Genomic DNA, 14,235 nt, shown 5'->3' on the forward strand with positions numbered 1-14,235 from the left:
AAGATGTTGGCCAGCATCTAGCAGGAGTTGGCCAGAATCTCAACAAGCGCCATGTTACAAGTCTCGTGGCGGATGAAAGCGGCGCAGTCTGCGCCGCTTTGCCGATGGTGCGCGGCGCTTTTAGCGGCTCTTGATGCCGAGGGCGAAGGCGATGAAGGACCAGCCCTGGAAGATCAGGTCTATCGCCAGGAAAAGGCCAAGGACGAACAGGCTGTTGACCGGCCATTTGATGGCGATGATGAGGCCAAGCAGCAACGTGACGACACCGCCCGCAACGATCCACCCCCAGCCAGCCGATGGTTTTGATTTGAAGCCGAGCCAGATGCGGAATGCGCCGGAACCGAGAAGTGCCGCCGCCAGAAGGAAGGTCAGCACGCCGGCCGCCAGCACCGGATTGATGAAGGCGACGATGCCCGCCGCCGTATAAAGCAGGCCGCTCAGGAGCCAGAAGAAGAAGCTGCCCCAGGTTTTGACGCCGAATGCATGAACGATTTCCATGGCGCCGCCGATGAGCATCATCAGGCCGACATAGTAGACCGAGACCACGGTGGCGAGAACCAGATTGCCGAAGGCGATGCCTCCGAGGATCAGCAGCGCCACCCCAAGGGCGAGAAACCAGCCCCACTTGCTGGAAAGTTCTGCCGGAAAGGTCGGGCGGTCGATATCATTATGAGCTGTTGCCATGAGACGTCCCTCAAATTGTCAAGCCTCATGACCAGTATAGAGCATGTATTGAATTTGACCAGCTTATCACAACCGCCGCGTTCTTCGTGAGACGGGGCTGCAAGGCGCAGTTTTCTCGGGTCCGGTGCTAAGGCGCCTCCAAGTCACGCGAAGGTTTGGCGGATCGTTATCACAGCCCCTGTTCGTTTGGTGGGCGCAGCATTATATCCCTTTGCTATTACAGTCGTTTTCCGCTTAAAGTCTGCCGATGTTCGATCTCGTTTCCCACTACTGGCCACATATCCTGTTTGTCCTGTCGGTTGTTCTCGGAGCGATCGCCGCCATTCACGCGACCATGACGAAGGAAGAAGTGCGCACCGCCATCGGCTGGGTAGGCGTGATCGTGCTTTCGCCGATCGTGGGAGCGGTGGTCTATGCCATTGCGGGTGTGAACCGCATCCGCCGTTCGACCCTCAGCCACCAGCGCGCCAACCGGGGCAAGATTGCGCTTTATCACCTGTCGCACTTCGATACGACGAATGACCTCGTGCGCGCAGCCTTCGGGCGTCAGTTCGGAGCGATGAAGATACTGGGCGATGCGGTGAGCCTCTATGACTTCACGAGCGGCAACAATATCGACATGCTGGAGACGGGCGACGAAGCCTATGCCGCCATGCTCGACGCCATAGGCCGCGCCGAGCGCAGCATCATGCTGGAAACCTATATTTTCGACCGGGATGGGATTGGGGAAGTATTTGCCGATGCCCTGGGCGATGCGGTCCGGCGCGGCGTGGAAGTGCGCGTGCTCGTCGATGCGGTCGGTGCGCGCTATTCCTTTCCGAGCATCGTGAAGCTCCTGAAAGACAAGGGCGTCGCGGTCGATGTGTTCAACGGCAATATCATCATCGGGCTGCGCCTGCCTTACGCCAATCTGCGCACCCACCGTAAAATCCTCATCGTCGACGGCAAGATCGCCTTCACCGGCGGTATGAATATTCGTGCGGGCTTCGTGCGAAGGATAGCGGGCGACGCGGTGGCCTTCGATACGCATTTCAAGCTGGAAGGTCCGGCGATTGCCGATCTTTTTCATATCGCATCGGAAGACTGGCGCTTTGCAACCGGCGAGCTTCTCACCGGGGAAGCATGGAAGATCGCACCGCCGGAAAACCCGCCGGGCACCGGAACGCTGGTGCGCGTCGTCGGGTCGGGACCGGACAAGAACGTGGAAACCAACCAGCGCATGATGATGGGTGCCTTCTCGATTGCCGAGCAGCATATTCTCATCATGACGCCCTATCTCCTGCCGGACCGCGAATTGATCAGCGCGCTGGTGACGGCTGCGCGGCGCGGCGTGTCGGTGGATATCGTCGTGCCGGGCGTCAATAATCTGAAGCTCGTCGACCGCGCCATGCGCGCCCAGTTCGACCAGTTGCTGAAGGACGGCTGCCGCATCTGGCGGGCGGGCGGCGCCTTCAACCACTCCAAGCTGATGACCATCGACGGCGCATGGTCCTATGTCGGATCGTCCAATATCGATCCGCGTTCGCTGCGGCTGAATTTCGAGGTCGATCTTGAAATCCTCGACCGCGATGTGGCGCGTCAGGTGGAGGAGCGCATCGGCAAGGTGATCGAGGACAGCCGCGAGGTCAACCTTGCGCGTCTCAAGAGCCGGCCTTTCCTGGAGCGCCTTCTGGACCGGATTATCTGGCTGGGTTCGCCTTACCTCTGATTATCATCCCGTTCGGCTGTTAAATATTTCCGGGCTGAGTTCCTCGAGCAGGCTCGTTGCCGATTTGAGGTCGAGATGCGCCTTGACCGGCAGGTGATCGGATGCCAGCCGCGCCAGCGGCGTGTTGTGCACTTCAACCGATGTGACCAGATTGTGGGGTGCGCCAAGCACGCGATCCAGCGCAAAAACCGGAAACCGCGAGGGGAAGCTCGGTACTGCCGTTGCGACATGGTTGAATGTCGGCATGAGGGCCGCGAGCGAGGAACGCTTGCCCACGCGCCATTCGTTGAGGTCGCCGATCAGCAGGGTCGGCAGCGTGTCGGCCTCCTGCAGGACGGTAAGGATGCTTTCGGCCTGCTGCTCGCGGGAGCGCTTCAGGAGGCCAAGATGCGCGGCGATGACGCGCAATGGCCCCGCCGGGAATTGCAGGTCCGCGACCAGCGCGCCGCGCGGCTCGACACCGGGCAGCTTGAGCTGCTGCACATTGCGCACCACGCCTTCGCGGAACAGAAGCACGTTGCCGTGCCAGCCGTGACCCTTGGGCATCGTGGCGGTTATCGGCACCGGCACGAGCCCGTGACGGCGTTCGAGCAGGCCCAGATCAAGCAGGCCGGAACGCTCGCCGAAACGCCTGTCGGCTTCCTGCAAGGCGATCACGTCCGCGTCGATTTCGCTGATGACTTCAGCCGTGCGCTGCGGATTGAACTGCTTGTCAATGCCGATGCATTTGTGGACATTGTAGGATGCAATGACGACATCCCCGCCGGTAATGTTGGCGTTGAGCGGCCTGTAGCCCGGCCTGTTCCGGATCGCAGTCAGGATGGTCTTCGATATCCGGTTTGGTTCTTTCTTTTTCAGCACCCGTTTTTCACCAGTCAGCTATTCGGTTCCGAAAGACAATGACTTCTGCCAGTGAGATAAACTCGCATCCCTCTCTATATAGTCGGATTGTACATCCGTTTGAATAGCAATTGCCTACACAATTCGACGAGAGCCAGACGCGACGGCCCTGTTGAAGCGTTTCGTGCCTGATCAAACTCACCCCTCGGGGATAGGCTTCAAGGCTCCAGGCCTCAACTTGCGATGAAGCGGATCAGCCGGTCGGTGAGGCCGGTATAAGGCGGCTTGATGAGATCGCTTGGCGCCGGGGCGTATTTGGTCAGGACCGGCATTGCCTTGGAAAAGGTCAGGAAACCGTCAAGGCCGTGATACTGGCCCATGCCGCTTGCACCCACGCCGCCGAATGGCAGGTTGCTACAGGCGAAATGGTAGAGCGTATCGTTGACACAGACGCCGCCCGCAACGATGCGGCTCAACATCATTTCAATTTCTGCGGTGTTGTCGCTGAAACAGTAAAGCGCCAGCGGACGATCAAGCTTCAGAACGAAAGCGATCGCATCGTCGAGCAGGCGGTAACTGATGATCGGCAGAAGCGGGCCGAAAATCTCCTCCTGCATGATGGCGCTGTCGGGGTCGGGTTCCAGCACGAGGGCGGGCGGCATCAATCGCCGTTGGCCGGAACCGGCGAAAAGCTCGATGACGGATTCGCTCTTGCTGGCGGCATCCATCAGCAGGTTCGCGAGCCGTGTTTCCTGCGCTTCATTGATGATCGTGGTGCGGTCCTTTTCCGCTGACGAACCACTGTAGCGTGCCTGCATTTCGGCGCGCAGGAGGTTCACGAATTCATCGCGCTGGCTGTGATGGATCAGAACGTAATCGGGCGCGATGCAGGTTTGCCCGGCATTGAAGAACTTGCCCGTCGCGATTGCGCGCGCGGCGCGTTTGATATTGGCGTTTTCGCTGACGATGGCTGGCGATTTGCCTCCGAGTTCCAGCGTCACGGGCGTCAGGTTTGGTGCCGCCGCCGCCATGATCTTGCGCCCGACAGCGGTCGAGCCGGTGAAAAAGAGATGGTCGAAGGGCAGCGATGCGAATTGCGCGGAAAGCGCTGCGTCGCCAAGCGCAACGGCAACGCGGTCCTCCGGGAAGACTTCCCCAAGCAGGCTTTGCAGAAATTGCGCAGTGCGCGGCGTATGTTCGGATGGTTTCAGGAAAACATGGTTTCCAGCCGCGATTGCCGCGACGAGCGGTGCCAGCGCCAGATTGACCGGATAGTTCCACGGCGCGATGATGCCCACCACGCCGAGCGGAACATAGCGGATTTCGGCTTTTGCCGGCCACATTTTCCAACCGGCCTTGCGGCGTTTCGGTTTCATCCAGCGCTTGAGGTTGTGCAGGGCATCGTCGATTTCGGCAAAGACGACGCTGGCTTCGCCAAGCAGGGTTTCGTGCAGCGAGCGATTGCCGAAATCCGCGCTGGTGGCCTTCGCCATCTCATCCAGCCTTGCTTCAAGCCGCTCCCGCAGGCGTTTCAGGTCGTCCAGACGCTGCTCGCAGGCGGGACGGCTCTCAAGCCAGGCGTGACGCAGGCGCTCGAACGGCAGTTGCAACATCTGTTCTTCAACCGCCATAGGCAAAATCCTCGGTCGAGCGGGCAAAGAGAAATTGCGCGGCATAATAGGTTGCCAGCACCCAAAGGCCATTCAGCGGAATGTCGAGGCTGAACCGTCCATAGGCAAGCAGCGTGTCGCTTGCCATGAAGAACAGGCCGCCCGCTGCGGCAAGCCACGCGGCGTAGCGTTGCGGCGTTTCAGGTTCGGTGCCGAGCGCACGGCTCATCGCCTGTGCCGCCATGATGCCAAGGGCCGCGGCATAGATGATGACCGGAACTATCAGCGGGGTCGGCAGCGACGGCCAGAGGCCAGCTATGATGGCAAGGGCTGCGATGGCGAAAATGGCGAAAACGCCTTTGTGCGCCGCAAAGCGCGCATGACGGCAAAGGGCATAGATATAGGCGCAATGGGTGATGAGAAAGCAGATCAGGCCCGCCATGAAATAGTCGCCGGGCAGCATCAGGAAAAAGTCGCCCAGTGCCGCGAAAGCCAGGCCGAAGGCCACGGCAAAGCCATAGGACTTCGATTTGGGCCGCCCGGCGCAAAGGACGGCGGCGAGCAGCAGCAGTGTAGCGGTTGGCTTGGTCAGATAATGCAGCCAGCGCCAGCCTGAAACCTCGCCATTATAGCTCATCACGCTTCCTGCGATGGCGCAGATCGCGCAGAGCAGGAACAGGCCATAGAGCGTTCTGTTTCCTGCGAATTCCAGCAAGCCTCTTCGGCGCATATTCGCTCCCCGTTATTATATCTGAGCAAGGGGGATTGTGCCGCCAATTGCGAGATCAGCGCAATAGGCACAATTCCGGGAGGCGCTTGCCCTGTTGACAACGTTCTGTTGAAGAGCGCTCAGGCGCGCCGCCAGACCGTCGGCTTGTTTTCCTGCCAGCCGTTTTTGTGCAGGAGGGGTGCGTCGTCATCAGCCAGCGGCCAGCCGATGCATAGGTAAAGGCTGAAGCGCCAGCCCGGCTGGGCCTGAAACAGCCTTTCCATGGCCTGCGGATCGAGAATCGAGACCATGCCGACGCCCAGCCCGAACGATCTTGCCGCCAGATTGAGGTTTTGGACTGCCATTGCCGTGCTGTGCTCGAGGGTGACGGCCATGGACTGCCTGCCGAGCCCGTGTCCTTCGGCTGGCGCAGTTTCGGTGAAAATGGCAAGCTGCACCGGGGCGACGCTGATGCCTTCCAGTTTTAGGTCCCGGTAATGCTGAGCGCGCTCGCCGTCATAGATCTGCGCGGCTGACCGGTTGGCCTTGAGAAAAATGTCGTGAACCGCCGCGCGTTTTCCAGCAGTTTCAACCGAAATCACCCGCCAGGGGCGGGCATTGCCGACGGAAGGGGCATAATCCATCGCTTCCTGCAAAGCCTCGATGATTCCATCGTCCACAGGTCGGTCGCTGAAGTGACGGACATCCCGCCGCCATTTCAGCAATTCAAAGAAAGCGGTGCGTTCGGAAGGAGAAAACTGCATCGACTGCCAAATATAGGTTGAAATAACGAGAGCATGTGGCCTGAATACGATAAAGTACGACATGCTTGAGCGCAAAGCGTGAGACGGCCGGACCATGCTCCAGAAACAAAAAAGCCCGCTTGCGCGGGCTTTTTGGGGTGCTTCTGAACCTTGGTAGTGGTCCGAAGACTTGGAAATGGTGCCCAGAAGAGGACTCGAACCTCCACGCCCTTGCGAGCGCCAGCACCTGAAGCTGGTGCGTCTACCAATTCCGCCATCTGGGCGACGAGGACCCATCTAAGGGGTCGACCTGCCTCTGTCAATCGCGTTTTCGACATTCAGCCAGCTTTTTTTCAGCCGATGCTTTTTTCGCGTTGAAAAGGTCGTCGGGCGCGTGGGCGCGCCCGATAAATTCACAGCCAAACGGCTATCAGGCTTCGAGAATTTCCTTCGAAGCAACGGTCGAATCAGCATTGAGCCGGTAAATGACCGGAACGCCGGTGTTGAGTTCCTGCTTGAGAATCTGTTCCGGGGTCAGGCCGTCCAGCGCCATGATGAGCGCCCGCAGCGAATTGCCGTGTGCAGCGACCAGAACCGTCTCGCCGCGCAGCACGTGCGGCTGCACCGTGTGTAGATAATAGGGCCATACGCGCGCGCCGGTATCCTTCAGGCTTTCGCCGCCCGGAGGCGGGACGTCATAGGAACGGCGCCAGATATGGACCTGTTCCTCCCCCCATTTGGCGCGGGCATCGTCCTTGTTGAGGCCGGACAGGTCGCCATAGTCGCGTTCGTTCAGGGCCTGATCGCGAATCGTTTCGAGGTTCGACTGGCCAAGCTCATCGAGAATGTGCTGGCAGGTCACCTGCGCGCGCGACAGCGCGGACGTGTAAGCGATATCGAACTTGAGACCGGCGGCCTTCAGGCGCTGGCCAGCGGCCTTGGCTTCGGCATGGCCCTGTTCGGTCAGGCCCGGATCGCGCCAGCCGGTGAACAGGTTCTTGAGGTTCCATTCGCTTTGACCGTGGCGGACCAGGACGAGAGTACGAGACATATGCAACGCTCCGTTAGAGAGCGCATCCCGAAAAGTGTGAGGCGGTTTTCGGATAGGATGCGCGACAAAACAAAACTCTGGAGCGCCGATCTGAACAGGATCGGTGCTCCGGTGGAAAAATCAGTCCTTCAGCCCGAGAACATCGAGCATCGAATAGAGGCCGGGCTTTTTGCCATAGGCCCAAAGTGCGGCCTTGATCGCACCGCGCGCAAAGATCGAGCGGTCTTCGGCATGGTGGGAGAGAACAATGCGCTCACCGGGCCCGGCAAGAATGACCGAGTGCTCGCCGATGACCGAACCGCCGCGCAAGGTGGCGAAGCCGATGGAGCCTGTCTCACGCGGTCCGGTGTAGCCGTCGCGCACGCGGACGCTGTTTTCCGCCAGTGGAATGTCGCGTCCCTTCGCTGCCGCTTCGCCGAGAAGCAGGGCGGTGCCGGATGGCGCATCGACCTTGTGCTTGTGGTGCATTTCAAGGATTTCGATGTCGAAATCCGCCGGATCGAGCGCTTGCGCCGCCTTCTGCACCAGAACGGACAGAAGATTGACGCCGAGGCTCATATTACCCGACTTGACGATGGTTGCGTGGCGGGCAGCGGCGCGGATCTTATCCTCGTCCTCAGCCGAGCAGCCCGTCGTGCCGATGACGTGCACGATGCGCGCCTGTGCGGCGAGGCCCGCAAATTCGACGCTTGCTGCCGGGCTTGTGAAATCAAGGACACCGTGCGCCCCGGCAAAGACCGGCAGGGGATCGTCGGTGATGCGCACGCCGAGCGGGCCGATGCCGGTGACTTCGCCCGCATCCCTGCCCAGAAGCGGAGAGCTGGACCGTTCGATAGCGCCGACCAGTTTCACGCCTTCGATGGCCTGGATGGTGCGGATCAGGGTCTGGCCCATGCGTCCGCCCGCGCCGACGACGACCAGACCCATTTCGCTGTTCTGCGTTTCTCCGCTCATCGTGGTTCTCCTGTCCGCAGTTCTTCTGTCGTCTTTTCGGTGATGAAATCGCCGTTGCCGCTCTGCAACTGATAGAAACGGGCATAGACGCCGTTCGGGATGGCGATGAGGTCGTCGTGACGGCCTTCCTCCACCACCCGTCCGGCTTCCATCACCACGATGCGATCCGCATTGACCACGGTGGAAAGGCGGTGCGCAATCACGACCGTGGTGCGGTTCTGCATGATGCCTTCCAGCGCCTGCTGGACCCGCTTCTCCGATTCATTGTCGAGGGCGGAAGTCGCCTCGTCGAGCAGGAGAACCGGTGCATTGCGAACGATGGCGCGAGCGATGGAAACGCGCTGGCGCTGGCCGCCGGATAGCGTCACGCCGTTTTCGCCGACCGGCGTATCGTAGCCCTGCGGCTGCTGCAGGATGAATTCATGCGCATGGGCAAGCTTGGCTGCCTCGATGATTTCCTCATCCGTCGCGTCCGGGCGACCATAGCGGATGTTGTCGGCAATGGTGCCTTCGAACAGATAAGGCTGCTGCGAGACATAGGCGATGGCATGGCGCAGCGACTGCTTCCTGACGTGCGCAATGTCCTGCCCATCGAACAGGATCTGGCCGCGGTCGAGATCGTAGAAGCGCTGGACAAGATTGATGAGTGTCGACTTGCCGGCACCCGAAGCGCCGACCACGGCGGTGGTTTCGCCCGCCCTGGCGACGAAGCTGACGCCGTGCAGCACCGGCGCGGCCTCGTTATAGGAGAAATAGATATCCTCGAAGCGGATTTCGCCGGGACCGGCTTTCAGCTCCACCGCGTCCGCAACATCCCGCTGGCGCGGTTCGATATCCAGCACCTCATAGATCATGCGTGCGTTGACGAGCGCCTTTTCCAACCCGACCTGAAGGCGGGCAAGACGGCGGGCCGGGTCATAGGCGAGCAGCATCGCGGTGATGAAGGCGAAGGTTGCGCCGGGGGGCTGCTGTTCGAGAATGGCGCGATAGCCGCTATAGGCCAGCACGCCCGCCACGGCAAAACCGGCCAGCATTTCGGAAATGGGCGTCGTGCGCTCGGACACCTTGGCGATCTTGTTGCTGCGGCCTTCCGACTGGTCGATCAGCTTGCCGATCTTGGCGCGCAGCTGGTCTTCCATCGTAAAGGCCTTGACGATGGCAATGCCTTGAATCGATTCCTGCATCGCACCCAGCAGATGGGAATTGAGATGCACGAGATCGCGGGTGACGGAGCGAATGCGGCGCGAAATATAGGCTACGGCCAGAATGAGCGGCGGTCCGATCAGGAAGATCGCCACGGACAGGATCGGGTCCATGTAGAACATGGTGGCGACGAGACCGATCAGCGAGATAAGGTCACGCGCGATCGACGAAATCGTCATGTTGAGGAGATCGCGGATGCCGGAAACATTCTGGTTGATCTGCGCCGCCAGATGGCCGGAACGGGTATCGTTGTAGAAATCGAGACCGAGCTTCATCAGATGGTCGAAAATGCGCTTCTGATAGCGCGCGACCAGATTGTTGCCGATCTTGGCAAGCTCCACGGCCTGTATGTAGCCGGAAATGCCGCGCAAGATGAAAATGCCCAGCAATGCGCCGCAGATGACCCAGACCAGACCGAGATTTTGCTCATAGAAAATCTTGTCGATCATCGGCTTCATCAGATAGGCCAGCGCGCCGTTCGATCCGCCGACGATGAGCGATGCCAGTATGGCTATGATGTAGTTCTGCTTATATTCGCGGATGTTTTCCGACATCATGCGCCGGATTACGCGGGTGGCTTCGCCCGTATCGATCTTCTTGTTTTTCTTCTTGAATAGACTCACGTGCAAAAGCGCTTTTTGTCTCTTGGCCCTCCGGCTGGACCGGCGGCTATCGTTGAAAATACGACTTCCATACGGAAACGCTGCACTGAAAAAGCTCTCGGCAATTTCGGTGCAGCGTTTCTATAACGTTATCCGCGCGGCTTGACCATCCTCAAGCTTTAGCGGCTGGAGCGGTTCAGGTTAAAATGGAGCCGTCGGCACCACTCTGATATTTGCCCCCGTCGCTCAGTCGATCCGCCAGCGGCGCCCTTCGGTCGAGACTTCGAAACGGGCGGGGGCCTGTGCGAAGGCGGAAAGCCCGGCAAGGGCTGCAAGCTGATGGGTGATCACGCGGACAGGAATGTCGCGCATGATGGCCTTGTGCGGGGCCTTGTCCTCGAACGCCTCGCGGAAAGCACCCGCCCTGAGCGCGGAAAGGATGCGCTGCGGAATGCCGCCGGAAAGATAGACGCCGCCTTGCGCCTTGAAAATCAGCGCCAGATCGCCTGCCAGCCGCCCGAGATAGGTTACGAACAGATGCAGGGTCTCTTCGGCCTGCGCATTGCTGCCGTCGAGCCCGGCGGAGGTGATGTCGGCGGGGGTTTCCAGCGTCGGCATCACCTCGTCGGCGGCGCATATGGCCAGATAGAGATTGCGCAGTCCGCGCCCGCAAAGAATCTGTTCGCCAGCGACGCGGCCTTCGATGCGCTCGATATGCGGGAAGACCTGATAGTCGCGTTCGCTGCGCGGGCCGATGTCGATATGGCCGCCTTCGCCCGGCACCGGCACCCATGCGTGGCGCGTGCGGACAAGACCGGCAACGCCGAGTCCGGTGCCCGGCCCGAGCACGACGCGGGTAGCAATCACTTCTTCGGGCCTGCCGCCGATCTGTTCCAGATGTTCGCTGCCCAGAGACACGACGGCCAGCGCCTGCGCCTCGAAATCGTTCAGCACGGTCACATCCTCGAAGCCGAGATCGGCGATCATCTTCTTCGGGCGCACGACCCAGTCGCAATTGGTGAGGTCGATCTCGTCGCCGTCGACGGGACCGGCCACAGCCAGAATGGCGGAACGCGGACGGATCGAGGTATGATCGAGAACGGCGTCCTGTATGGCCTCATCGATGGTTGCATAATCCGCCGTCTGGAGAACGGGAAACTCCTTCGGCTCGGCATTGGAATCCACCAGGATGGCAAAACGGGCATTGGTGCCGCCGATATCGCCGACAAGTACCGGAAACCGGAAACCCTGTTCGGCCCGCTCTATCTCTTTGTTTTCATGCATGTCTTTGTCCCAGAACCGGTTCCCGTTTTTGGGACATGCGATCGTCGCGGGCATGTCCTCTCCCTGGTCATGTCATCCGTCCGCAGAAAAACCCCGCGGCGGATCAGTGCGTTTTGTTTCAGTCGAGCGCCTTGATCAGCCTTTCGGCGGTTGCGCGATTGAGCGCCATCGGAATGTCGTAGACGCTGCCGAGGCGCGTCAGCGCCTTCACATCGACATCGTGCGGAAGCGGAGACAGCGGGTCGATGAAGAAGATGAGCACTTCCACCGTTCCTTCCGCAATCATGGCGCCGATCTGCTGGTCGCCGCCGAGCGGCCCGCTTTTCACGCGCTGAATGCGGAGGGAAGCGCAGGCATCAAGTATGAGGCCGCCGGTCGTTCCCGTCGCCACGATGTCATAGCGGGACAGTGCCTGCTCATGCGCTTTTGCGAAGGCGACCATGTCGTCCTTCTTCTGGTCGTGGGCGATCAATGCGATGCGCAGGCGTTCCGTCATGAATGAGCAACCTTACGAGTTGATAACCTTGTCATTGGCATTCTAAATCGTTTTAAACCTATAGCGAAGTGCCCAGGACCTGAAAAGCGCTAAAAGCCTCACTGCACGCCGTAGGTGACATCGGCGACCGAATTCGGGGAAGGACCGTTGAGCACGGCGGCGCAAGCCTTCGGCAGATCGGAAACCATCACCGGGCGCGGCTTTTTCGGCGGTTCCGTCGATGGCTTTGCCGGCTTCCACGGTTCATCCGTAAACCACCAGGCGAGCGACTTGTCACAACCGTCACCGGCAGCCACTTTCGGCTGTCCCTTGCACTGGGGCGAACCGGGCTGACAGGTCAGGCGCACATGGAAATGGTAGAAGTGACCCCAATAGGGGCGAACCTTACCGAGCCAGCTCCTGTCGCCCTTCACCGTGTCGCAAAGCTCCTTCTTGATGCCGGGATGCACGAAGATGCGCTCGACTTCCGGGTAGCTTGCGGCATGTTTGATAAGCGCCGTGCGGGCAGGGGTCCATTTCTTCGGATCGACGTAGAGCGAATCCGGTTTCAGCATCGAAACGGCGGAAACGCTTTCACGTTCGGCATCGGTAAACCGCTTTTTGGGCATGGGCGTCAGCCAGATATCGGCATCGAGGCCGACCTGATGCGAGGCATGGCCGGTCAGCATCGGGCCACCGCGCGGCTGCGAAATGTCGCCGACGAGCAGGCCGGGCCAGCCGTCCTTTGCCGCATCGCGGGAGAGTTTCTCCAGAAGGCCGATCATGCGCGGATGGCCCCAGCGACGATTGCGCGAAAGCCGCATCACCTGCCAGTTCGGTCCGTCCGTGGGCAGAGCCACCGCTCCGGCGAGGCATCCCTTGGCATAAAAGCCGATGGATTGCGGGTCTTGCGCCAGTACAGGAAGCGCCTGCGCGCCAAAAGCCTGTTTGGCGGGCATGTCTTCCGCGACGGCCATGGGCACGAAGTCGGGGGCGATCATTGCGGCAAGCGAAGCTGCGAGAACGATCTTCTTCAATCTGTTTGCGATCATGGGGCAATTCCATGTTTTGCCGGGGCTGCGGCTGCGAATCAAGGCGGCCGGATTGCGGGCATTATGCTGTGTCAACGGCGGGGCTTCAATGGCGGTCGACAGTTTGTGCTGCCGACCGCATTTTCGTCAGTGCTGCTGCAGCTTTGCCAGCAAGGTCAGAACCAGCAATGGCATCACCGTGCAGAAAGCGATCAAGGGCCATGCGGTATCGCCGGGCAGGAAGATGACCAGTGCTGTTCCTGCAAGGCTGACGATCAGGCTCTGGATGCAGAAATAGACCGCGACCGCCATGCCCGCACTGTCGTCAAAGGCGGCAAGCGCACCGTTTGCCGTCATCGACGTGATAAGAACGATGCCGACAGCGGCAAGCCACATGGGTACGATGAGGCTCAGGAACGAAGGCGCCAGCAATGTTTCGCCGAGAACCAGAAGCAGGGCGCTGGCAAGAAGCGTGGCCATGCCCAGCGCCACGCTGGTGCGCGCGCCCCATTTCTGCGTCTTGCGGGGCAGGACGCGGGTGGCGGCGATCATGACGAGGGCAACGCTTGCAAAGGCGAAGCTGAAGCCGGTTTCACCAAAGCCGCCGCGTTCGATCAGAATGCGCGGTGCGGTGGAAAAGAACACAAAGAACGTGCCCATCGCCGTCGCGAAGCCGAGCGTATAGGTCCAGAAGCTGAAGTCGCGCACAATCCGGCGGAGATTTCCGACACTTGGGGCAGTGCCGGCTGGCCGCGTCTCCTGCCAGTGGCGCAAGGCGCGCAACGTCACGGCAAGGCCGAGGAGGCCGAGCATGGCGAAGATCGCCCGCCATCCAAAACCCTTTGCGACAAGCGCACCGGCAATCGGCCCGAGCGCCGGGACGAAGGAAAGCATGGCGCTGAAAAGGCCGTAGATCGTCGCACCTTCCGGACGGGCGGCATAAACATCGCGGACCGTTGCGAAAGTGGCGACCAGCGCCGCCGAAGCGCCCGTTGCCTGTACGAAACGGAGAGCCACGAAAACCGCTGCATTGTCTGTGATCGCCAGGGCGAAGGACGAAAGGGCGAAAACCAGCCCGCCGCCGATCAGGACGGGCCTGCGCCCGAAACGGTCCGACAACGGGCCGAACAGCAACTGCCCGACGCCCAGCATCACCATGTAGAGGCTGAGGGTCAGTTGCACCATGGCGGGTGTCGTTTGCAGGATGGCGGGCATGGACGGCACGACCGGCAGGTAGATGTCCATGGCCAGCGAGGCGAGAATGTCGAAAGGGGCCATCAGCGCGAGCGCGAATGGCAGGGAATAGCTCCACTGTGGAGTTTGTTTGTTATCAAAAGGCAT

General features: G+C 60.4%; 13 protein-coding genes and 1 tRNA gene. 1 reads left to right on the forward strand and 13 read right to left on the reverse strand.

Annotated elements, in window-relative coordinates; translation table 11 throughout:
* Positions 1-120: 120 nt before the first annotated feature.
* Positions 121-684, reverse strand: coding sequence for an HdeD family acid-resistance protein (locus ACS5UA_RS12350; RefSeq protein WP_075042326.1), 564 nt, complete (start codon positions 682-684; stop codon positions 121-123).
* 247 nt (positions 685-931) lie between these two features.
* Between ACS5UA_RS12350 and cls the strand changes: the two genes are divergently transcribed.
* Positions 932-2,392 (forward strand): cardiolipin synthase, encoded by a 1,461-nt coding sequence (gene cls, locus ACS5UA_RS12355; RefSeq protein ID WP_006467607.1) that lies wholly within the window; start codon positions 932-934, stop codon positions 2,390-2,392.
* A 3-nt stretch (positions 2,393-2,395) separates the two neighbouring features.
* On the opposite strand, the gene ACS5UA_RS12360 is transcribed toward cls, so the two are convergent.
* From ACS5UA_RS12360 to cml, 12 genes are all read right to left on the reverse strand, one after another.
* Positions 2,396-3,253, reverse strand: a complete 858-nt coding sequence (locus ACS5UA_RS12360) for an endonuclease/exonuclease/phosphatase family protein (protein WP_021587126.1) — start codon at positions 3,251-3,253, stop codon at positions 2,396-2,398.
* Between the two features lie 212 nt (positions 3,254-3,465).
* Positions 3,466-4,863, reverse strand: coding sequence for a coniferyl aldehyde dehydrogenase (locus tag ACS5UA_RS12365; protein WP_443101357.1), 1,398 nt, complete (start codon positions 4,861-4,863; stop codon positions 3,466-3,468).
* On the reverse strand, positions 4,853-5,572 hold the full coding sequence (locus ACS5UA_RS12370) for a lysoplasmalogenase (RefSeq protein WP_025090786.1): 720 nt from the start codon (positions 5,570-5,572) through the stop codon (positions 4,853-4,855). The genes ACS5UA_RS12365 and ACS5UA_RS12370 overlap by 11 nt, the downstream gene beginning before the upstream one ends.
* A gap of 119 nt (positions 5,573-5,691) precedes the next feature.
* Positions 5,692-6,315, reverse strand: a complete 624-nt coding sequence (gene bluB / locus ACS5UA_RS12375) for a 5,6-dimethylbenzimidazole synthase (RefSeq protein WP_443101358.1) — start codon at positions 6,313-6,315, stop codon at positions 5,692-5,694.
* Positions 6,316-6,491: 176 nt separating this feature from the next.
* Positions 6,492-6,578, reverse strand: a tRNA-Leu gene (locus ACS5UA_RS12380).
* A gap of 146 nt (positions 6,579-6,724) precedes the next feature.
* The gene (locus ACS5UA_RS12385; protein WP_006472278.1) at positions 6,725-7,345 is read right to left on the reverse strand and encodes a 2,3-bisphosphoglycerate-dependent phosphoglycerate mutase; all 621 of its coding nucleotides are present in this window, start codon (positions 7,343-7,345) and stop codon (positions 6,725-6,727) included.
* 120 nt (positions 7,346-7,465) lie between these two features.
* Positions 7,466-8,299, reverse strand: coding sequence for a 4-hydroxy-tetrahydrodipicolinate reductase (gene dapB / locus ACS5UA_RS12390; protein ID WP_443101359.1), 834 nt, complete (start codon positions 8,297-8,299; stop codon positions 7,466-7,468).
* Positions 8,296-10,125 carry an ABC transporter ATP-binding protein gene (locus ACS5UA_RS12395; protein WP_121996043.1) on the reverse strand — a complete coding sequence of 610 codons (1,830 nt, stop codon included), beginning with the start codon at positions 10,123-10,125 and terminating at the stop codon, positions 8,296-8,298. The genes dapB and ACS5UA_RS12395 overlap by 4 nt, the downstream gene beginning before the upstream one ends.
* A 225-nt stretch (positions 10,126-10,350) precedes the next feature.
* Positions 10,351-11,388 (reverse strand): glucokinase, encoded by a 1,038-nt coding sequence (locus tag ACS5UA_RS12400; RefSeq protein ID WP_443101360.1) that lies wholly within the window; start codon positions 11,386-11,388, stop codon positions 10,351-10,353.
* A 118-nt stretch (positions 11,389-11,506) separates the two neighbouring features.
* The gene (locus ACS5UA_RS12405; protein WP_443101361.1) at positions 11,507-11,884 is read right to left on the reverse strand and encodes a methylglyoxal synthase; all 378 of its coding nucleotides are present in this window, start codon (positions 11,882-11,884) and stop codon (positions 11,507-11,509) included.
* Positions 11,885-11,982: 98 nt separating this feature from the next.
* A complete protein-coding gene (mepA, locus tag ACS5UA_RS12410) occupies positions 11,983-12,915 on the reverse strand; it encodes a penicillin-insensitive murein endopeptidase (protein ID WP_036565524.1) in 933 nt (310 codons plus the stop codon).
* 126 nt (positions 12,916-13,041) lie between these two features.
* Positions 13,042-14,235, reverse strand: coding sequence for a CmlA/FloR family chloramphenicol efflux MFS transporter (gene cml, locus ACS5UA_RS12415; protein WP_443101362.1), 1,194 nt, complete (start codon positions 14,233-14,235; stop codon positions 13,042-13,044).

Origin of the sequence: Brucella sp. RRSP16 (assembly GCF_052246815.1) — a bacterium.
GTDB lineage: Bacteria > Pseudomonadota > Alphaproteobacteria > Rhizobiales > Rhizobiaceae > Brucella > Brucella intermedia.

Bases quoted from the DNA above. Each gene is read 5' to 3' on its own strand.
- ACS5UA_RS12350 (WP_075042326.1), bottom strand. From the start codon at position 684: ATGGCAACAGCTCATAATGATATCGACCGCCCGACCTTTCCGGCAGAA.
- cls (WP_006467607.1), top strand. From the start codon at position 932: ATGTTCGATCTCGTTTCCCACTACTGGCCACATATCCTGTTTGTCCTG.
- ACS5UA_RS12365 (WP_443101357.1), bottom strand. From the start codon at position 4,863: ATGGCGGTTGAAGAACAGATGTTGCAACTGCCGTTCGAGCGCCTGCGT.
- ACS5UA_RS12370 (WP_025090786.1), bottom strand. From the start codon at position 5,572: ATGCGCCGAAGAGGCTTGCTGGAATTCGCAGGAAACAGAACGCTCTAT.
- bluB (WP_443101358.1), bottom strand. From the start codon at position 6,315: ATGCAGTTTTCTCCTTCCGAACGCACCGCTTTCTTTGAATTGCTGAAA.
- ACS5UA_RS12385 (WP_006472278.1), bottom strand. From the start codon at position 7,345: ATGTCTCGTACTCTCGTCCTGGTCCGCCACGGTCAAAGCGAATGGAAC.
- dapB (WP_443101359.1), bottom strand. From the start codon at position 8,299: ATGAGCGGAGAAACGCAGAACAGCGAAATGGGTCTGGTCGTCGTCGGC.
- ACS5UA_RS12400 (WP_443101360.1), bottom strand. From the start codon at position 11,388: ATGCATGAAAACAAAGAGATAGAGCGGGCCGAACAGGGTTTCCGGTTT.
- ACS5UA_RS12405 (WP_443101361.1), bottom strand. From the start codon at position 11,884: ATGACGGAACGCCTGCGCATCGCATTGATCGCCCACGACCAGAAGAAG.
- mepA (WP_036565524.1), bottom strand. From the start codon at position 12,915: ATGATCGCAAACAGATTGAAGAAGATCGTTCTCGCAGCTTCGCTTGCC.
- cml (WP_443101362.1), bottom strand. From the start codon at position 14,235: ATGCCTTTTGATAACAAACAAACTCCACAGTGGAGCTATTCCCTGCCA.